General features: G+C 41.3%; 19 protein-coding genes. 11 read left to right on the forward strand and 8 right to left on the reverse strand.

The features are described 5' to 3' along the window. Window positions 1–42: 42 nt before the first annotated feature. The 7 genes from AAGD16_RS13650 to AAGD16_RS13680 all read right to left on the reverse strand — a co-directional run bounded on the left by AAGD16_RS13650 (window position 43) and on the right by AAGD16_RS13680 (window position 9,060). Entirely contained in the window at window positions 43–498 is a 456-nt protein-coding gene (locus tag AAGD16_RS13650) for a hypothetical protein (protein WP_024601955.1), read from the reverse strand. Window positions 499–642: 144 nt separating this feature from the next. Continuing rightward, the gene (locus AAGD16_RS13655; RefSeq protein WP_377112427.1) at window positions 643–3,759 is read right to left on the reverse strand and encodes an efflux RND transporter permease subunit; all 3,117 of its coding nucleotides are present in this window, start codon (window positions 3,757–3,759) and stop codon (window positions 643–645) included. An 8-nt stretch (window positions 3,760–3,767) separates the two neighbouring features. Further along, entirely contained in the window at window positions 3,768–5,267 is a 1,500-nt protein-coding gene (locus AAGD16_RS13660) for an efflux RND transporter periplasmic adaptor subunit (RefSeq protein ID WP_024601953.1), read from the reverse strand. Further along, complete coding sequence (locus tag AAGD16_RS13665; RefSeq protein WP_377112431.1) at window positions 5,257–6,582, reverse strand: TolC family protein; 1,326 nt, start codon at window positions 6,580–6,582, stop codon at window positions 5,257–5,259. The genes AAGD16_RS13660 and AAGD16_RS13665 overlap by 11 nt, the downstream gene beginning before the upstream one ends. 103 nt (window positions 6,583–6,685) lie before the next feature. Continuing rightward, window positions 6,686–7,060 carry a hypothetical protein gene (locus AAGD16_RS13670; RefSeq protein WP_024601952.1) on the reverse strand — a complete coding sequence of 125 codons (375 nt, stop codon included), beginning with the start codon at window positions 7,058–7,060 and terminating at the stop codon, window positions 6,686–6,688. 63 nt (window positions 7,061–7,123) lie between these two features. Beyond that, window positions 7,124–7,732, reverse strand: a complete 609-nt coding sequence (locus tag AAGD16_RS13675) for a paraquat-inducible protein A (RefSeq protein WP_377112434.1) — start codon at window positions 7,730–7,732, stop codon at window positions 7,124–7,126. A gap of 53 nt (window positions 7,733–7,785) precedes the next feature. Next, window positions 7,786–9,060 (reverse strand): EAL and HDOD domain-containing protein, encoded by a 1,275-nt coding sequence (locus tag AAGD16_RS13680; protein ID WP_377112437.1) that lies wholly within the window; start codon window positions 9,058–9,060, stop codon window positions 7,786–7,788. A 267-nt stretch (window positions 9,061–9,327) separates the two neighbouring features. On the opposite strand from AAGD16_RS13680, the gene AAGD16_RS13685 reads away from it, so the two are divergent. Together AAGD16_RS13685 and AAGD16_RS13690 are read left to right on the forward strand one after the other, a co-directional pair. Next, on the forward strand, window positions 9,328–9,894 hold the full coding sequence (locus AAGD16_RS13685; RefSeq protein WP_377112440.1) for a PhnA domain-containing protein: 567 nt from the start codon (window positions 9,328–9,330) through the stop codon (window positions 9,892–9,894). Window positions 9,895–10,029: 135 nt separating this feature from the next. Continuing rightward, window positions 10,030–10,836, forward strand: a complete 807-nt coding sequence (locus AAGD16_RS13690; protein WP_377112443.1) for an META domain-containing protein — start codon at window positions 10,030–10,032, stop codon at window positions 10,834–10,836. 66 nt (window positions 10,837–10,902) lie between these two features. On the opposite strand, the gene AAGD16_RS13695 is transcribed toward AAGD16_RS13690, so the two are convergent. After that, complete coding sequence (locus AAGD16_RS13695; protein ID WP_013466006.1) at window positions 10,903–11,742, reverse strand: 23S rRNA (adenine(2030)-N(6))-methyltransferase RlmJ; 840 nt, start codon at window positions 11,740–11,742, stop codon at window positions 10,903–10,905. Between the two features lie 238 nt (window positions 11,743–11,980). On the opposite strand from AAGD16_RS13695, the gene AAGD16_RS13700 reads away from it, so the two are divergent. The 9 genes from AAGD16_RS13700 to AAGD16_RS13740 all read left to right on the forward strand — a co-directional run bounded on the left by AAGD16_RS13700 (window position 11,981) and on the right by AAGD16_RS13740 (window position 19,232). Continuing rightward, complete coding sequence (locus AAGD16_RS13700; RefSeq protein ID WP_008466311.1) at window positions 11,981–12,211, forward strand: hypothetical protein; 231 nt, start codon at window positions 11,981–11,983, stop codon at window positions 12,209–12,211. Further along, on the forward strand, window positions 12,211–12,516 hold the full coding sequence (locus tag AAGD16_RS13705) for a cell division protein ZapA (RefSeq protein WP_377112448.1): 306 nt from the start codon (window positions 12,211–12,213) through the stop codon (window positions 12,514–12,516). Before AAGD16_RS13700 ends, AAGD16_RS13705 begins: the two co-directional genes overlap by 1 nt. A 56-nt stretch (window positions 12,517–12,572) precedes the next feature. After that, a complete protein-coding gene (locus AAGD16_RS13710) occupies window positions 12,573–13,592 on the forward strand; it encodes an MBL fold metallo-hydrolase (RefSeq protein WP_377112451.1) in 1,020 nt (339 codons plus the stop codon). A gap of 56 nt (window positions 13,593–13,648) precedes the next feature. Next, window positions 13,649–15,097 (forward strand): transglycosylase SLT domain-containing protein, encoded by a 1,449-nt coding sequence (locus tag AAGD16_RS13715; RefSeq protein ID WP_377112454.1) that lies wholly within the window; start codon window positions 13,649–13,651, stop codon window positions 15,095–15,097. A 65-nt stretch (window positions 15,098–15,162) separates the two neighbouring features. Beyond that, window positions 15,163–15,651 carry a peptidylprolyl isomerase gene (locus AAGD16_RS13720; protein ID WP_008466307.1) on the forward strand — a complete coding sequence of 163 codons (489 nt, stop codon included), beginning with the start codon at window positions 15,163–15,165 and terminating at the stop codon, window positions 15,649–15,651. A gap of 21 nt (window positions 15,652–15,672) precedes the next feature. Further along, entirely contained in the window at window positions 15,673–16,401 is a 729-nt protein-coding gene (locus AAGD16_RS13725) for an SDR family NAD(P)-dependent oxidoreductase (RefSeq protein WP_377112458.1), read from the forward strand. Then, a complete protein-coding gene (locus AAGD16_RS13730) occupies window positions 16,398–17,237 on the forward strand; it encodes an amidohydrolase family protein (protein ID WP_377112461.1) in 840 nt (279 codons plus the stop codon). The genes AAGD16_RS13725 and AAGD16_RS13730 overlap by 4 nt, the downstream gene beginning before the upstream one ends. Window positions 17,238–17,285: 48 nt before the next feature. Continuing rightward, on the forward strand, window positions 17,286–18,848 hold the full coding sequence (locus AAGD16_RS13735) for a S41 family peptidase (protein ID WP_010391706.1): 1,563 nt from the start codon (window positions 17,286–17,288) through the stop codon (window positions 18,846–18,848). Between the two features lie 3 nt (window positions 18,849–18,851). Next, complete coding sequence (locus AAGD16_RS13740; RefSeq protein WP_013466013.1) at window positions 18,852–19,232, forward strand: hypothetical protein; 381 nt, start codon at window positions 18,852–18,854, stop codon at window positions 19,230–19,232. Window positions 19,233–19,245: the final 13 nt, after the last annotated feature.

Genomic DNA, 19,245 nt, shown 5'->3' on the forward strand with positions numbered 1-19,245 from the left:
AGGCGCTTATTACAGCGCCTTTTTTATGCGTAACACTTGTTGCTACATATCTGCATGACGATTAATGCTTTGTATCATTTGCTTTAATCCTTGCTCTTCAAGTTGCAACAGCTCACTTAGTTTTTCTTGAGCCTCAGGTGATTGTGCTTTATCAGCCAAATAACTATATGCGTTCAATACTTTTTGATGCTGCTTTGATAAGTATTCTTGAATTACTTGCTCATCTAACTGGTTACTGCGATCTAAATCAGTAAAGTTAATAATTTCTGAGTGCTCTGAAAAATATTCATAACAATACGTATCTAAAGTGTTTATTTGCGTGATGGCTTTAAAGCCAATTAAATCCTCAGCGAGCTTTTTTTCATACTCAACACAATAATCAATTAGCTGTTTGTTATGCTCCCCGAGTAGGTCCTTTACACTAAAAAAATTAGCGGCCATTTGTGTGTGAAACTGGACGGTCCAATCGAACACTTCTTGGATTGTTTTAACTTGCATGTGCGTTCCTTACTATTTAACCCTAATGATTAAATAGATGCGTGAATCATGCCAACAAAAAACACAATAAAATCAGTAGGTAAAGTAAGGATGGGTAACTTGTACTGATTTTTTACAGTACAAGTTACACAACCAGTGTAAAAATTATAGGTTTCGCTTTCGCCATAATAAATACACAGCAGGCAATACCAGCAATGTTAAAACAATGGCGCTAAACATACCGCCAACCATGGGGGCGGCTATTCGACTCATTACTTCACTCCCCGTACCTGTGCCATATAAAACAGGTAACAGGCCAATCACTATGGTTGCTACCGTCATCATTACCGGGCGAACGCGCAAACCGGCGCCTTCTAATATGGCATGCTTAAGCTGCTCAATACTCATGCTTTTTCCTAATTGAGAGGCGGCCTGTACCTGCGCTTTATAGGCTTGGTTTAAATACACCAACATAATAACGCCTATTTCTACGGCCACCCCAGCAAGGGCAATAAAGCCGACCCCCACAGCAACAGAGAAATTAAAGCCTTCTAAATACATGAGCCAAATACCCCCTATCATTGCCAGTGGTAATGTCGCCATAATAATAAATACTTCAGTGAAGCTTCTAAAATTCAGGTAAAGCAGTACCACAATAATGGCTAAGGTTAACGGCAACACATAACTCAGTTTCGCCTTAGCGCGCTCCATGTATTCATATTGCCCTGCCCAAGTTATAGAATACCCTGCGGGTAAAATTAGCTGCTCGTTTAGTAACTGCTGAGCACTTTCTACGTAGCTGCCAATGTCAGTATCTTTAATATCAATAAAGCTCCAACCATTTAAACGGGCATTTTCACTTTTTATGCCAGGAGGGCCATCGCTAATGTATACATCAGCCACGTCGGCAAGTGCAATGCGTTGCCCAGCAGGGGTTACAATAGGCAGCAGCATTAACTCCTCTGGTGAATCACGATACGCTTGCGGATAACGAATATTAACCGGGTATCGCTCTTGACCCTCAACCGTTTCAGTCACGTTCATTCCCCCAATGGCGGTTGCGACCACTTGCTGCACATCTGCAATATTTAAACTATAACGCGCTGCTTTTTCACGGTTAATATCGACCTTGATATAACGCCCACCCGCTACTCGCTCTGAGTAAACCGATGCGGTACCTGGAAGATCTTTAAGCAGTACTTCTATTTGTTGACCTATTTTTTGAATTTCACTCAAATTCGGCCCCGCGACTTTTATACCCACAGGGGTTTTAATCCCTGTAGCCAGCATATCTATTCGCGTTTTGATAGGCATTACCCAAGCGTTTGTGAGTCCTGGGAACTTTACTAAAGCATCCAGCTCTTGTTTGAGCTTTTTGGTGGTCATGCCTTCGCGCCACTGATCTTTAGGCTTAAACTGTATAAAGGTTTCAATCATGGTGAGTGGTGCCGGATCGGTTGCCGTTTCCGCTCGTCCAATTTTACCAAATACGGTTTTCACCTCGGGCACAGTGGCAATCAGCTTATCGGTTTGCTGTAATAGCTCGCGCGCTTTACCAATAGAAATCCCAGGGTAAGTGGTTGGCATATACATTAAATCCCCCTCATCAAGAGGTGGAATAAACTCACTGCCTATTTTATTTACCGGATAAAAGCCCACTAAAGTAATAATCAGTGCCACCAACAAGGTGCTTTTGGGGAATTTTAAGACTGTGTTTAACAGTGGCTTATAACTATTTACTAGTAAACGGTTTACCGGATTTTTATTTTCAGATATCACCTTACCGCGAATAAAGTACCCCATCAGTACGGGTACTAAGGTAATTGCTAAGCCGGCAGATGCCGCCATTGCATAGGTTTTTGTGTAAGCCAATGGCGCAAACATTCGCCCTTCTTGAGCTTCTAAAATAAACACCGGCATAAAGCTAACTGTAATGATTAATAAGCTAAAAAATAATGCAGGCCCTACTTCACTGGCAGAATCAATCACCACTTGCCAACGATTTTCATCGGTCAGCGGTTTTTTCTCCATGTGTTTATGCATGTTTTCAATCATCACAATCGCACCATCGGTCATGGCACCTATCGCTATAGCAATGCCCCCTAACGACATAATGTTGGCATTAATCCCTTGCCAATACATAATAATAAAGGCGGTGAGTATGCCTAAGGGCAAGGTAATAATAGCCACCAGCGATGAGCGTACATGGAATAAAAACACCACACACACTAAAGCCACTACAATAAGTTCTTCCGTCAATTTAGAGGTGAGGTTATCAACTGCGTCTTTTATTAAGTGAGAGCGATCGTACACAGGTACAATTTCAACCCCCTCAGGCAGGCCTTTTTTAAGTGACTCCAATTTAGCTTTGACGAGCTCTATAGTTTTTTGCGCGTTTTCACCAAAGCGCATCACTACTACGCCACCAGCCACCTCGCCTTCGCCGTTAAGCTCGGCAACACCACGGCGCATTTGAGGACCTAAACGCACATTAGCAACATCACGTAACTGTAGTGCAGTACCGTTAGCGTTTATACCTAGAGGAATCGCTTCTAAATCAGCCACACTTTTTACATAGCCAGTGCTGGTAACCATGTATTCGGCTTCTGCCATTTCAACAACTGATGCCCCCATTTCTTGGTTACCTTGCTTAATGGCAGTTTGAATAAGGCTTAGCGGAATACCATAGGCACGTAACTTATCGGGCTGTACGTTAACTTGGTATTGTTTCACCATGCCACCTACCGATGCTACTTCGGATACACCGGGCACAGTTTGCAGTTCAAACTTTAAAAACCAATCTTGTAAACTGCGTAGTTGGCTTATGTCATGCTTACCTGTGGTATCAGTGAGTGCATATAAATACACCCAACCAACTCCTGTGGCATCGGGGCCAAGCTCTGCAATTGCCGTATTGGGTAAACGCGCAGATACTTGACTTAAATATTCTTGAACACGACTTCGCGCCCAGTATAAATCGGTGTCTTCGTCAAAAATAACGTACACGTAGGAGTCACCAAAAAACGAAAAACCGCGTACTGTTTGCGCCCCTGGTACCGATAACATCGCCGTGGTTATAGGAAATGTGACCTGATCTTGCACTACTTGCGGCGCTTGCCCAGGGTAAGATGTTTTAACAATAACCTGTACATCAGATAAATCGGGTAAGGCATCTACTGGGGTGTTTTTTACAGCATACAAGCCGCCACCAATAAGTATTGCGGTCAGTAACAGTACAAAAAAACGATTAACAACAGACCAGCGAATAATTGCAGTAATCATAACCACTCCTACTCGTGCTGACTGTGCATAGCATGCACAGAAGTCATTGTATGGATCACAAACTCACCTTGCTCAATACTAAAGGTAAATATAACTTCATCATTTAGCTTAAACGCCTCAATGGTTACATTTTTTGCTAACACAAAGTCCATAGTTGCAGGTCCGCGCCCCCACTTTTCAATCGCCTCACGGCTAATATTCATAACCCGCGTGCTAGGGTCTATGCTATTAATCACTCCATTCACAGTAGCCATACTTGGGGCACTATCACTCATTGTCATGGTGCTGTGCGAAGGTGCTTGCATACGCTTAAAGTCAGAGCTTTTACTCGACTCTGAATCAATTAAAAACTGCGCAGAAGTAACCACTTCATCTTCAGCCATAACACCCGATAAAATCTCAGTATGAGTCGCATCGCTTCGCCCTAAGGTTACTTCAACCGATTTAAAACGCCCCTCACCAAGCGCAATTACAATGCGGTTTTGGCTACCAGTGCGAATAACCGCCTCTTTAGGCACAATTAACTGCTTTTCAGCTTTTTGGCTATGAATACTCACTTGCGCAAACATATTTGGTTTTAACTGATGACCTTCGTTATTAAAGCGCAAACGCACTCGTAAAGTACGATTTTTAGCATCTAAAGTAGGGTAAATATAATCCACTTGCCCTTGCCAACGTTGACCACTTAAATAATCGAGTGTCATGGTTACCGGTAAACCAACACGAATAAGTTCTGCTTGGCGTTCAAATACCTCAGCCTCAACCCACACTTCGTCAAGCTGAGCAATACTCATCATTGATGTATCTGGTTTAACGTAAAACCCTTCACGAATATTAAGCTCATCTACAACGCCACCTTGGCGAGAATAAAAAGTAATATTTTGTAGCACTTGCTGACTTTTTTGTAAGCGTGAAATAAAACCCTCAGACACATTAAGCGATTTTAAACGTGCTTTAGCCGCCCGAATTAACACCGGATTATTGCGCTTTAACGCTAAAACAAACTCTTCTTGGGCATTGACTAATTGCGGTGAATACAAGGTATAAAGTGGCTCATCTTGTTTAACCTGATCGCCTGCGGCCTTCACATATAATGTCTCTACCCAGCCCTCTACCCGCGGATGAATATGAATGAGCTGGTCTTGGTTATACTGTACATAGCCTACCGTGTTGACTTCATTTTCCAGCGCTGCAAACTCCACCGGTGCCGTGCGTACACCTAAGTTGTTGATCACGGTAGGTGAAATTTTAACACTGCCGGGGCCTTCATTGGCGCCACTGTCTGACTCTTCATAAACAGGCACTAAATCCATACCCATAGGTGATAAACCCGGTTCATCACGACGATAATTACTGTCCATTGGTGCCACCCAATAAAGCGGCTCTTTTTTACTACTGGTTTTGTCATTGCTTGGCATAGTGTGCTCAGCTGGCAAGCTCAATAACACCCCGGCCGTCAGCGCTGCACTGCATATAGCCACCAATGACAATTTTAAATTAGTATTCATAGGTTAGCTCCTGCTGTGATAAGTTTTTTAAGCTGGCGTCATCAGCACTGGCGTAATAATTTAACCGTGCAATAATAATTTTTTGATCAACATGAATATTAAGTGCGTCTATTTTGGCATTTAATTCGCTGATCCGCGCTTGCATCACATCCGAAAAATTACCATCATCGCGAGTATAAGCATTAAGGGTCGCTTGGGATTGCTCGGCCATTTGCGGCAATAATTTAGTTTTATAGAGCGCTGCTCGCTGACTTAATCGTGTTAGTTGGCTGACTTCCTTAAAGTACATTCCTTGTAGCTTTTTAAGGGCAATTAATTTTTGTGTTTTTGCCTCTTCGCTATCAGCAATCGCGGCATTAACGAGTTGATCTTGGCGATTGTCGGTAAATAGCGGTAAATCTATACTCACTCCTACAGAGAAAAGGTCGGCTCGTGAGCCACCCATTGGCATATCATCGCGATAACCATATCCCATATTCACACCAATTTGCGGTTTATAGCCTTGCTCAGCCACACTTATTTGAGTTTGCTTTGCCTCTATTGCATTATCAATCGCCATAATAGCGGGGTGCTTTAATAGCAATGCCATTAATTGCTGAAACTCTAATTCCGTGTAGTTTTTTAACGCTGCAAGCGCTGAAAAGTCATCACCAACAGGCTGGCTTAGCATGTCGATGGGCAACCATTGTGTTAACCGCTTTTTAGCACCTTGTAGCTGTTGATCAAGTTGCATTAGTTTATCTTCAAGGCGGGTTAGCTCTAATTGCGCACGAATAATATCTTGTTGGCGTGTTTTACCCACCGAGCTTACATAACTTGATTCGGTAATATCGATTAACTGAGTAAACAAGGCTTTGTCCTGCTCAATAAGTGCAATAGTTCGCTGCGCTCTGTAAGCATTGAGCCATGACTCGGTCACTGTGGTTTTTACCTGCGCGAGTCTATCTTTACGAAGCCAAGGCTCTGCCGCAGCCGACTGAGACAGTGCTTTTTGCTGCAATGCTAAACTATCGCCTCGGCTTAACGATTGGCTAATTCCTACTTTAAATTGGGTCATATTTTCTTGCTCAAAAGCAAAACCATTAGTGGGTAAGTTCATTAACCCTAGCGTGAGTACCGGATCAGGTAAGGTACCTGCGGCAATACTTTTTGCTTCAATTGATGCTTGTTTTTGTTTGCTGGCTTTAAGCCAAGGCTCATGGTTTAAGGCATAGTTAATTGCCTCATTTAAACTCAGTTCAGCACTGTGTACAGAGAGACTAATGCTCAATAAGCTGCTCACACAAACGGCTTTTAATACTGCGAAGTGATTCATCACTTGCTCCACTTAAAATTAAAAAATAAAAAACGATTAAATTTTTAAGCAGATAGATGACAAAAAGCTAAATGGCTAGATTTTGAATACACCTATCCTGCGGTTATGCAGGCATAGGAGGACGATAGAGAGATCGTGCAAAATTAGGTTGGCGCTGCATGACAGCAAGGTGCACTTTTTCAGAGGATAATTTAGAGGCTATAAATAGCGAGTTTACATGCAAGGCCGAATGCGAATTACAAGCACTCATCGGGCAACTGCAATCTTGGGTTAACGTGCTTTGCTCACTACAGCAATCCATAGACATGGTTGTTGTATCAGCGTCGTCACTCATTGCCATTTCACTATGCTGCATCGATGCATGGGTTGCCATGTTCATATGCGGCATATCACATACCATAGATACAGACGCAACAGCTTGACCCACAAAAGTGAGTAACAAAGTTAGCGTGAGTAAAATACAGTAAATACGTTGCAATGAAATAACCTAAAAGTAAATAGACGCTAAAAGTTTATGGTAACTGGCTTTAAAACTCAATCATTAACTGGTTTTTACCATTGGCTTTATCAAGCTACTAGCCGCAATGGTGAACAGGCAATAGCCGGTAAAATACCAAAAACCAGTACCAAACTCAGCATGCATATTAAGTAAGTCTTCTGAGTTCGCGTTTGCATTACCAGCCATGTAAGCCACGATTAATGCAATAACAAACACATCCACCATACTCCATTTACTTAAGCCAATTATCACTTTACCAAGCTTGTACTTAAACGAAGTCTCCTTCAGTGCACAATAAAACAATTGAAGCAGCAGCTTAATTGTTGGGATCACTATTGAAAAAAACGCCACTAATATCGCCACTAAGTAGTTTTTGTTATCGGCCAGTTCGTTAACGGTGCCCCAAATACTGCGCGTTTTTTGATAAGCGCTGATCTCACCTTCAAGTTTGTCTAACCCCAACATACTCGAGATCATCATTAGCATATTACGGGTGTTTTGATTTCCTTCATCTGCCAGCATTTCAATACCGGCTTGAGCAAGTTTAGATTTATCAATTTTGCCTTCCATACTCAGCACGGGCTGGGTCACCCCGGGGATCAATAAAGCTAAGGCAATTAAAATAGTCGTGATAGGTAAAAATAAACGCATGGTGTAATACTAAGTAAAATCAATATGTGCCAATCATACCCAAACGTTTTACGTTAGTCTTGTTCAATAATGGTGGCTAATAACTCATCCGCATATTGGCGCGCATCTAACATGGCTGTATACACCAGCTCTATATCTGATGCAGGGCGAATAGTCTCTAGCAACTTTCTAGCCAATTGCCAGTTATCTTCTTCTACTGCTTTTATTAAATGTAATGAGTTCCCCATCATGCCATCAAAACTTAAAAGTGCACCAGATAACTCAGCCCCTAAACTAAACTCTTTGGCAATAGCTTCCAGTTCCATATCTAAAATAGCATCAAGCACCGACATCAAGCCGACTAAATAGCCTTGCTCTGCAATAATCTTTCCGCCGGGCTCTAAAATCAATTGCATAAACTGCGCTCTACATAAACCTAAACGAGTAAGCTCACTAGGTTTGTCTGAGCCAAGTTCGCTCAGCGCCAGTACTCGTACAAACTTTCTAATAGAATCTTCCCCTAAATACACAACCGCTTGTGGAATTGACGTAATCACTAAATTTTTATTAGCAGAGCGGGCATTAACTAGTTTGAGAACACGTGCGGTTAAACCCACATCTTTAGAAATACGTTGATTAATTTCGTTAAAATCCAAGTCAGGACGAGATGTGCAGCGCAATAAATCAAAAACCGCCATTTTTAACGGCTCAACATTACCGTAACTGAGCATTTCTGGCCGTGCAAAAAAGAATCCTTGAAAGTAATCGCATCCAGCTTCTTTAAGCTGCCTAAATTCGTCATAGGTTTCAATTCGCTCTACCACTATTTTAACCTCAGGGTGATTGCGTTTGAGCTTTTTAAGTAGCATGGTGGTTTTTATTATAGGCTCTTCTACTTCAAGCTTTATATAATCAACCAAACTGAGCAAAGGTTGCCATTTTTCATGCGCGTCATAATCATCTAACGCAAATACATACCCTGCTTTTTTTAGCTCAGTTACTCGTTGAGTAACAAGCTCGATATTTTCAGTACGCTCAACAATTTCAATTACAGTATTTTCAGGCTGCAATAATGTAGGTAAATCCTCTAAAAGCCCTTCGCTAGATAGGTTTATAAACACGGTCTGATTAAGCGCCAGCTTTTCCACCCCAACCAGCATTAACGCATTAAAAAAAAGTCGCCCAGTGGCCTGCCCGTCGGTTGTTCCCGCAGGAAAGGCATTATTAACTGAATCGCGATAAAGTAACTCAAAGGCAAAAATGCTTCTATCAGCATGAAAAATGGGTTGCCTAGCAATATATTGAGTGACCAAAATAGATGAATTTTTTACGTCTGGATTATTTGGCATTACCCTTCCTGTTTTGCAGTGATGTAAGCGTTATTTTTATTGTTATACCTAACCAGTATAGTGAAACTTTAAAGACTTGCTGCAATTTTAATTCGAATAAAAAACAAGCGACTAAGCCTAAATTTATATTCTTAAAATAAAAACCTTTATTAACCTTATTTTTTATAAGGTTTTGCTGCTATCAGCCGCTCTGAGCATACCCAAAGGTTATGGTTATAAGGTATAATGCGATTATAAATTTTTTATAAACTCACAAGAGCCCCTAATATGAGCATTGAACAAGCCTTAATAGAGCGTAGCAGCAACCAATGTGAACTCTGCGCAGCAACAGATAACTTAACTGTATACGAAGTACCTCCAGTTACCGAAGCTCATTCAGATAAATGCATTTACACCTGTCAAACATGTAAAGATCAAATTGAGGGCACCCGCGATTTAACTCCTACTCATTGGCATTGTTTAAATGACAGCATGTGGAGCCAAACACCGGCGGTACAAGTTGTTGCTTATCGCATGCTGACACGACTAGCAGCCGATAATGGCTGGGCACAAGACGCACTTGATATGATTTACCTTGAAGAAGACACATTAACATGGGCTCAACAAGCGCTTGCTGAAGATGATGATATTAAACACATTGATAGTAATGGCGTAGTGCTACAAGCTGGCGATACCGTCACCTTAATAAAAGACTTAGATGTGAAAGGTAGCAGCTTAACGGCAAAGCGCGGTACTGCTGTGCGCAATATTGGCTTAACCAGCAACCCAGAACATATTGAAGGGCGTGTTGATGGACAACGTATTGTAATTTTAACTAAATACGTTAAAAAATAAGTAACGAATCAAGGCGCCTAGCGTCTTTTTTTATATCTCAACTTTCTGTATTGGCTGTATTTACAAGTTAAGCGATGATTAAGTAACTTAGCCGTATGCTACTGTTTATATCCGTAATTATATCTAGGAACTGTTATGTTCTCACGAAAGCCAAACTCAATCTTAAAGTCGGTTGCTGGCCTATGTTTTTTAGCAAGTGGCACACTTATGCTTAGCGCATGTAACGATGACACCACACAGCAAAATAGTGCTGTGAAACAAACAACAGCCTCTCTACCAGTACAAGTTAGCTACCTAGATCGCAGCCTATTAGCGCCTAATTCACAGCTAACCGTTACCTTGGTTGATGTGTCAAAAATGGATGTGGCAGCAACCGTTATTTCTGAGCAGGTAATTGATTTAGTAGGCGCACCGCCGTATAAAGTAGACCTTGAATACAACCTTGAAAAAATTGATCCAGCCCATCGCTACAGCTTGCGCGCAACCATTAATAATCAAGGAAACTTACTTTACACCAGCACAACAAGTAACTCGCCTTTTGCTAATACGGCCTCATCAGAGCCTTTAGAAATTATTGTTTCAAAAGTAGCGTCAAAGCCAGACGTTGACTTAGTAAATACCTACTTCAAAGCCGTTTCAATCGATGGCAATCCCGTTGAAGTGAATACTAAAGAGCCATTTATTCAATTTAATAGTGACAACACTGTGCACGGTTTTTTAGGGTGCAATAACTTTAATGGCGGTTATGAAGTATCGAAGCAAACGGTTACTTTTACGCAGTTAGCAACCACGCAAAAAATGTGTCATGAAAATATGGAACAAGAAAGCGCCATGGCGGGTGTGCTGCAAGCAGCAACGCAATGGCAAATTAACGGTGAAAAATTAGTATTACAAAATGAGGCAGGCAAGCAACTTGCAACCTTTAACGCTGTTTACTTTTAATTAAGCGTAACAATACTCCGCATCTAAGCAAATAAATAAGCCCAGTTAAACTAGGCTTATTTATTTTTATTCGGCAACTAACTGCTCGCTGCGATAAAAGCCACTTGGCTTACTCAACAAGCTTACTAGTTCAGGTAACACGTCATCCATAGTTTGTTTCAGCTTCCAGGGTGGATTTATCACTATCATTCCAGAGGCGGTCATACCATGTACTTCTGTATCTGCTTCAGTACCTAATTCAAATAATTGAATATTTTTAATGCCCGCGTCAATTAAACCCTGCTCCATATTATCAATACGTTCTCTGTCCACAACCGGATACCAGATCATGTAAGTCCCTGTTGCAAAGCGTTGATGTGCTTTAACAATGGTTTGTACTACCGTATTGTAATCGTCTTTTATTTCATAAGGTGGGTCTATTAACACACAGGCTCTGCGCGAAGCTGGCGGTAACAAACCAATTAAGCCTGCAAACCCATTTTCGCCGCGTACACGAATAGAACGCTTACCTTGCATGTTTTCTTCAAGTAAGACTAAATCTCGCGGATGCAGCTCAAAAAACCAGCCCTTATCTTGACGGCGTAAAAAGTGCTCGGCTATTTTTGGTGAGCCTGGGTAAAACGCCAGCGATGCGCTCTCATTAAATGATTTTATTAGTTCAATGTAGTCATTTAAGGCACTGTGTTGGCTAGTATGTTGCCACAGTTTTTCAATGCCATCTTGGTACTCTTGGGTTTTTTGCGCGTCAGGTGCAGCAAGCTCAAAAAAACCAGCCCCCGAATGCGTATCAATATAGTCAAGCGGCTTATCTTTAATTGTTTGATAACCCAGTACTTGCGCTAACACTAAATGTTTAAGTACATCAGCAGGGTTACCCGCATGAAAGGAGTGTCTGTAACTAAGCATTATTTATTTTCACCATACGCTATTTAATAAAATCAGTGAACCATAAGCACACTACTTTGACAATCGATACCAGCAAAAGCGGGGGTTTACGTGAACCGCTTCTGAATGAAAAAGCCAATAGCGTGAATTATCCCTTAACATAGAATAAAAATCACCTAAAACCAGCGTAAATGCTGGCAAATAAACACACTTTGCTTTACATTTGCATGACATTAATTACAGTTATATGAGCGCATTTATGAACAACAACACTCTTCAACAACTCGAACAACTGATCGACCAACTAATTACCCGTAATAATCAGTTACAAACTGATATTTCAGAGCTTAAAGAGCAAAACAGCAAGCTACTTGATGAAAATGAGTTATTGCAGTTAGAAGCCCTTGAAAATGAAGAAAAACAAAAAGATGCAAGTACCACCTTGTCATCATTGTTAGATAAATTACAAAGCGCGCAACAGGCAAGCTAATGTCTGAGCTGCAAAACCAGCGAGTCACTGTTGAATTGCTTGGTAAAGAGCAGCAATTTGCTTGTCCTGCGGGGCAAGAAGAGGCACTAAAAGCGGCCGCCAAAAATCTGAATGATTTAGTTGAACAAATGAAACAACGTTCAACAGTCAGAAACGATCAAAAAGCATTACTTATGGCTGCCTTAAATTTAAGCCACGAATTGCTTGAAGCGAAAACTCAAAAATCAGTTGAGCTTGAATATCAAGATCAACTCATTGATAAATTGAGTCACTACTTAAGCTCGAACTCTGAGCACACTAAATAAAAGCGCATTTTGCGCTTTTATTGTTTTTACCGTCAAAAATACAGCTAGAGATAAAGATGCAACCATTTTTAAGTAAAGCTCAAAAAATAGGTAAGTGCTTACTGCCTTTAATTTGCTTGTTTATGCAAACAAAAAGTGAGGCGGCAATTGAGTGGCAACCGTTGTCAGCTAATATTCAATTTCTTAAGCAACCTGAAAGACTTCGTTTTTACGATTCTAACCAAGTATTAATTGAAGGCAGTGAATGTGCATTACTCGTTGATGCCAGTGGTAACTTTGCGGCGGTAGAACAACTGGTAACTGAGCTAAAACAACGTCTAAAGACGCCTTTGTGTTATTTAGTTGCAACCCACTTTCATGACGATCACTTACTGGGGATGGCGGTTATGCAGCATTACTTCCCAGACGCAAAACTTATTACTCACCAACAAGTCGCTAACGACTTTTCGCTTTACCAGCAAGCCTTAACAGACAAGTTAGAGGGATTCGAGAAAAGCATTGAGCTGAGCTATCAACGATTAGCCACCTTACCCGATGCTGAGCAAGTTCAATGGCGAGAAAAGCTTACCCGCGCTAAAAAGCGCTTATTTCGCTGGCAAGACTATCAATTAACACCACCAAAAATGAGTATTAGTGAATCTAAAACGTTAGATTTAGGTGGCTATACACTCACTATAAACCCGCATCAGGCACATACTAATGGCGATTTAACACTACTTGCCGACAAAGGTAAAACCTTAATTGGTGGTGATATCATCGATTGGTTACCTTACCCTGGGCATGGCGAGCTTAAGCAATGGCAACGCTTATTAAAAAAATATATAAATAATAATACGCTGTCACTTTTTATTCCTGGACATGGCGATTTAGTCGATAAAGTTAAACTAAAACAGTCACTCACGTTTTTAGAAGCGATTACGGAGCATGCTAAAAATAACCCTGAAGCCAGTATTGAGCAATTACAAAAAAACTTCCCTAGTGAGGCACTAAAACCTTATCAACAAGAACCACTTGATATAAAATCAAGTCACTTATTTTTGCAATCGGGATTACTTCGCGCTAAAAACAGTCAATAACTGAACACAATGGATTGTGTTAAAATATGGAAATATATTTTTTAAAAAGGAACAAAATGCGTCACTTGATCTTATGCTTTGCCATTGTATTGCTATGCAGCTGTAAAACCACTCAGCCAGAGATCATTGCGCCTGCAGTTCCCACACCTGTAGAGTCAAAACCGGCATTATCAAATACGCCGACCTCTAAAAACACTCACAAAGTCATTAATAAAAAAGCCACCCCCAAAGCCCCTGAAATAGCTCAACCCACAGAGTTATGGGCACATATTGCTGATAACTTACATTTACCGGTTGAGCAAAATCAGGCGTTAAAAAAACGCATTAACTGGTATTTAAAACAGCCTAATTATTTAAAAATAGTGTCTCGACGTGCAGCGCCTTTTTTATACCATATTGTAAAAAAAGTTGAGCAAAAGCGCTTGCCGATGGAGCTCGCCTTGTTACCGTTTGTAGAAAGTGGCTTTAGACCTACCGCACGCTCAAGCGAGCACGCTGTGGGAGTGTGGCAACTCGTTGCAGCAACCGCGCATCATTTTGGGGTTAAATCAGATCAATGGTACGACGGACGCCAGGATGTATTAGCCTCAACCGATGCGGCACTTGATTACTTGAGCTATTTACATAAACGTTTTGATGGTAATTGGCTACATGCACTTGCGGCCTATAATACCGGTGAAGGCCGAGTTAAGCGCGCTATAAAACGCAATCAAAAACGAGGTAAATCAACTGACTTTTGGGCACTAACACTGCCAAAAGAAACCGCTGACTATGTACCAAAACTATTAGCACTGAGCTATTTAGTGAAACACCCTAAGGCAAATTTTAAACGGCCAAAGCTTCCTTATAAAGCACTGACTACCTCGCTAAATGTGGCAAAACAGTTTGATTTTTCAGTTATGGCCAAGCTCTCTGGCATGGGCGCCAAACAACTGCATGCCCTTAATCGGGGTTATTTAAAAAATCAAAGCTCCCCCCATGGACCGCACACTCTGTTACTCCCTATTGAGCAACAAGCTTTATTAAAAAACCGCTTTTTTAAAGCCAATTTTGCAGGCGAATACATCGTTAAGAAAAATGACACGCTGTACGGTATTGCTAGGCATTTTGGCCTGCCTTTAGAAGTATTAAAACAGCTCAATAATAAGCAAAATAACTTTATTGGCGTTGGCGAAAAGCTTATTTTAGGGGAGCCGCAAACGTTGCCTGAGTCACTCACTATTAACTATAAAATAAGCCCTTATCTAGAACAAAAAGAGCAAATCATTCCAACCATCGAGGTAGATTACCACGTAAAACCCGGTGATAACCTTTGGAATATAAGTCAGTTATACGGCGTTGCTCATAGCGATTTAGCGCGTTGGAATAAATTATCTGCCTCAAGCGTATTAAAGCCTGGGACTCAGTTGGTTTTATTTATACCTCAAGCCGCGACACCAAAAACTACCCCGGCGAAAAAAGATCTGTTACTCGACTTACAAAATACATTAAATCATCCACGTTAAGTTTCTAAAGCGCAGTATTTCGCGTAAAATTGCCTTTAATTAATTTAAAACTCAAAGAGACAAGCATGCAAATCAGTAAAAATTCGGCCGTTGAATTTCATTACACCCTAAGCGAAGCGGGTGAACAAATCGAAAGCAGCCTAAACGACGCGCCATTAAGTTATATTCACGGCAGCGAAGGCATGCTACCCGGTTTAGAAACCGCACTTGAAGGTAAAGCCGCTGGTGATAAATTTAGCGTTACGTTATCTCCAAGTGAATCATACGGTGAGCGTGTTGATGACTTAATTCAGCGCATTCCGCTTAAGCACCTTCAAGGTGATGTAAAAGTATGGAAACCAGGCATGACTGCTATGGTGCAATCAAACCAAGGTCGCCACCAAGTAACCATTGTAAAAGTAGGCCGCTTTAATGCTGATTGTGATTTAAACCACCCATTTGCTGGTAAAACGCTGACTTTTGATGTTGAGGTTGTCTCAGTTCGAGAAGCAACAAACGAAGAGATTTCTCACGGTCATGTTCATGCTGAAGGTGGTTGCGGCCACGCACATTAATTGCTAATTAAAGGAACAAGTATGTCAAAAGTTGCAATAGTAACCGGTGGCTCTAAAGGCATTGGCTTTGCTGTGGTTCAGCGATTATTAATGAACGGCTATCAGGTTCATAACCTAGATATTGAACCCAGTGAGAGTGGTGTTTTTCATCAATGTGATGTTAGTAATGTAACCACCGTACGTCAGTGTATACAGGCTATTATTGAAAAAACACAACGCATTGATGTACTTGTTTCAAATGCTGGCAAGCACCTAAGTGCCACAATTGAGCAAACCGATGAAGCGACATTCGATGCGTTAATGGCACTGAATGTTAAAGGTGCGTACGCGGCTATACAAAGCGTATTACCAGCCATGAAAGCACAACAAGATGGCGCTATTGTGTTAATTGCCTCAGATCAGGCCATTATTGGCAAACAAAACTCATTTGCTTATAACCTGACTAAACATGCACTGGCTTCGATGGCTAAAACCACCGCCTTAGATTACGCAAGCTTTAATATTCGCACTAATGCCGTGTGTCCTGGCACCATAGAAACACCGTTATTTCATAATGCGATTGATGCATACTGCAAAAAAAGTGGCGCAAATAAGGCAGATATTGTTGCCGAAGAAGCTGCTTTACAACCACTTAATCGTTTAGGCCAAGCCGATGAAGTTGCAGCACTGGTAAACTTTTTAGTAAGTCCAGAAGCCAGCTTTATTACCGGCAGTTTGCAACGCATTGATGGCGGTTACACAGCGCAATGAGTACTAAAATTATTGACCCGCATGTGCATTTTTTTAATTTGCTGGAGGGTCAATACACCTGGCTGCAAGGTGCTAACCCACCCGCTTGGCCTAACTTAGATAAAATAAAACAACCGATTAGCGTTGCTAAACTAATCAAAAGTACGGACTTTGAACTCGTTGGTTTAGTGCATATAGAAGCTGGCTTTGATAATGAGCAACCTATTAATGAATTAAACTGGTTAGCAAAGCATATAAAAAGGCTACCTTACAAAGCGATTAGCTTTGCAACAATTAACCAGCCAAATAACGCATTTAAACTAGCACTTAAACATCTAAAACATTCATCCCTTGTCGGCATTAGAGATATCACTGAAGGTCATGATGCCACGCGCTTATTGAACCCTCATTGTCTCGATAACCTGCGCCACTTGAGCCACTTAAAACTGCATTTTGAAGCGCAATTTGAAATAGAAAACCTCAACATCACCGAGCAACTTATTTCTTATGCCAACCAAGTTAGTGACTTACAAATCATCATTAATCACGCAGGGCTTGCACACAACCTTGCTAACTGGCAACGCGCCATTGAATTACTCGCACAGCAGCCTAATGTTGCGATGAAGTTTTCAGGCTTTGAATTACTCATGCTTAATAGCGAGCAGCAAACCCTATGTTTTACACATATTTTAAAGCATTTTGGTATGCAAAGAGTGATGTTTGCCAGCAACTTCCCCGTGTGCCAAATTAACATTAACTACAATGAGTTATGGCAACATTATCGAAGCCTATGTAGCGATGATCTTACATGGCAACATTTGAGTTACAAAAATGCTGCGCGCCTCTATCAACTCTAAATGAAAACCGCTATATTTAGCTCAACAGTTTAAAAAACGAGCATGCGTATGGCCATTCTTAATTCATCTTCTCTCAAATACACATTACTCCCTTTTTCGCTAGCCGCTTTATTAACAGGTTGTGGCGGTGGAGGTAGCGACAATGCGACTAACCCAACAACAGACAATAGCGGCTGGGCTTCTGGTGTATTTGCTAGCTCAGGGCAATTTAAAGGTCAATGCCAAGCAATTAATGAAAAAAACTGGCTACGCTCTTGGAGTAACGAAACCTACTTATGGTACGACGAAATTATTGATACTAATCCGGCATTAACGTCAGGCGTCATTGATTACTTTAATACTTTAAAAACGGAGCAACTGACTGAGTCGGGTGCGAAAAAAGATAACTTTCACTTTAGTTTGCCAACCGATGAGTGGCAAAGACAAAATCAATCAGGCCTAAGCTTTGGTTATGGCTTTAATATAAAAATAATCGCTGGTAGTGCGCCGCGCCAAGCAATTGTTAGCTATACCGAGCCAAATACCCCTGCTAGTAATCAAAATATTATTAGGGGCTTTGAGCTTTTAGAAGTTGATGGTGTTGATTTTATTAACACGACCTCATCAAGCGAGGTAGCTATTATTAACGCAGGTTTATTCCCAGAACAAACAGGTAAAGTTACCGAATTTGTATTTAGGGATATCAGCACTAATGAAAATCGCATTGTTACGCTCACATCTCAAAATATCGAGTCGCAACCAGTAATGAACGTACGTACTGATTTAGCAAACGGCGATGTGGGTTACTTTCAATTTAATAGCCACAACGCGATAGCCGAAACGCAGCTTTACAACGCCTTTAACCAACTCGCTGCCAGCAGCATTAAAGATTTAGTCATTGATGTGCGCTATAACGGCGGTGGTTTGTTACAAATGGCCAGCCAAGTAGGCTACATGGTGGCAGGTAGCAATACCCAAGGCAAAATATTTGAACGCACTATTTTTAACGATAAATATCCCAATACCAACCCTATCACAGGGCAAACACTGACCCCCATGCCCTTTACAAATCGTTTTGTCGGGTTTGAAAATAACCCTGCAATAGCTGCAGGCACCCCATTACCAACGTTAAATTTAGATCGGGTATTTGTACTCACCACCAGCAGCACCTGCTCAGCCAGTGAGGCTATAATTAACGGGCTGCGCGGAGCCGATGTTGAAATTATTCAGATAGGGGCTGGCACCTGTGGTAAACCGTATGGCTTTTACCCAACCGATAACTGCGACACTACTTATTTTACCATTCAATTTACTGGCGAAAATAACAAAGGTTTTGGTGAATATTCAGATGGCTTTGCACCGCAAAATACCATTGATAATGCGCGCCAGCCCGTACTTATTGCAGGCTGTGCTGTTGCCGATGACTTTAGCAAACGCTTAGGTGATGCAAGTGAAGGCTTACTTAATACCGCACTTAGTTATAGAGCAACCGGCAGTTGCCCAGCCCCAAGCTCAATAAATAGTGTTCTCGGTTTTGCGCCCACTATCGCCACCGATATGCCTGAAGTAAAAGACGCGCGAATTCAGACTGTACTTAAACAGAATATTATTCTTAGCGATAACATGAGATAAGCAATGAAGATTTTATTAGCAATAACTGCAATTTCGCTATTTTTAAGTGGGTGCTTAGCACAAAGCTCAGAGCCCACACCTAAATTGCAACATGCGTTACTAATTGAGCCTAATAGCGCTAAAGTAGCCGACGCAATTGCGCAGCTGCTGCATAGCTCGCAGGTTCAATTAGCAGACGATGTTTTTGTCACCTCAAGCACAGTTACCCTTGAGCAACTTAATCATAAAGATCCTCAGGGCAACCCTATTTTGGGCAAGCAACTTAATATGCCAGATCAATTTGAGCTCGTGACTAAGGGAGAGCGCTGTTTTGTTCGCCACCTTGATAGCAAAGCAACCATTGAACTAAAACAAGTACTTTGTAAAATAAACCCACAGCGATAAAAAAGCCGGTAAG

This window comes from Pseudoalteromonas sp. M58 (assembly GCF_042604605.1).
Taxonomy (GTDB): Bacteria; Pseudomonadota; Gammaproteobacteria; order Enterobacterales; family Alteromonadaceae; genus Pseudoalteromonas; species Pseudoalteromonas tetraodonis.

Bases quoted from the DNA above. Each gene is read 5' to 3' on its own strand.
- AAGD16_RS13650 (WP_024601955.1), bottom strand. From the start codon at position 498: ATGCAAGTTAAAACAATCCAAGAAGTGTTCGATTGGACCGTCCAGTTT.
- AAGD16_RS13655 (WP_377112427.1), bottom strand. From the start codon at position 3,759: ATGATTACTGCAATTATTCGCTGGTCTGTTGTTAATCGTTTTTTTGTA.
- AAGD16_RS13660 (WP_024601953.1), bottom strand. From the start codon at position 5,267: ATGAATACTAATTTAAAATTGTCATTGGTGGCTATATGCAGTGCAGCG.
- AAGD16_RS13665 (WP_377112431.1), bottom strand. From the start codon at position 6,582: ATGAATCACTTCGCAGTATTAAAAGCCGTTTGTGTGAGCAGCTTATTG.
- AAGD16_RS13675 (WP_377112434.1), bottom strand. From the start codon at position 7,732: ATGCGTTTATTTTTACCTATCACGACTATTTTAATTGCCTTAGCTTTA.
- AAGD16_RS13680 (WP_377112437.1), bottom strand. From the start codon at position 9,060: ATGCCAAATAATCCAGACGTAAAAAATTCATCTATTTTGGTCACTCAA.
- AAGD16_RS13685 (WP_377112440.1), top strand. From the start codon at position 9,328: ATGAGCATTGAACAAGCCTTAATAGAGCGTAGCAGCAACCAATGTGAA.
- AAGD16_RS13690 (WP_377112443.1), top strand. From the start codon at position 10,030: ATGTTCTCACGAAAGCCAAACTCAATCTTAAAGTCGGTTGCTGGCCTA.
- AAGD16_RS13695 (WP_013466006.1), bottom strand. From the start codon at position 11,742: ATGCTTAGTTACAGACACTCCTTTCATGCGGGTAACCCTGCTGATGTA.
- AAGD16_RS13700 (WP_008466311.1), top strand. From the start codon at position 11,981: ATGAACAACAACACTCTTCAACAACTCGAACAACTGATCGACCAACTA.
- AAGD16_RS13705 (WP_377112448.1), top strand. From the start codon at position 12,211: ATGTCTGAGCTGCAAAACCAGCGAGTCACTGTTGAATTGCTTGGTAAA.
- AAGD16_RS13710 (WP_377112451.1), top strand. From the start codon at position 12,573: ATGCAACCATTTTTAAGTAAAGCTCAAAAAATAGGTAAGTGCTTACTG.
- AAGD16_RS13715 (WP_377112454.1), top strand. From the start codon at position 13,649: ATGCGTCACTTGATCTTATGCTTTGCCATTGTATTGCTATGCAGCTGT.
- AAGD16_RS13720 (WP_008466307.1), top strand. From the start codon at position 15,163: ATGCAAATCAGTAAAAATTCGGCCGTTGAATTTCATTACACCCTAAGC.
- AAGD16_RS13725 (WP_377112458.1), top strand. From the start codon at position 15,673: ATGTCAAAAGTTGCAATAGTAACCGGTGGCTCTAAAGGCATTGGCTTT.
- AAGD16_RS13730 (WP_377112461.1), top strand. From the start codon at position 16,398: ATGAGTACTAAAATTATTGACCCGCATGTGCATTTTTTTAATTTGCTG.
- AAGD16_RS13735 (WP_010391706.1), top strand. From the start codon at position 17,286: ATGGCCATTCTTAATTCATCTTCTCTCAAATACACATTACTCCCTTTT.
- AAGD16_RS13740 (WP_013466013.1), top strand. From the start codon at position 18,852: ATGAAGATTTTATTAGCAATAACTGCAATTTCGCTATTTTTAAGTGGG.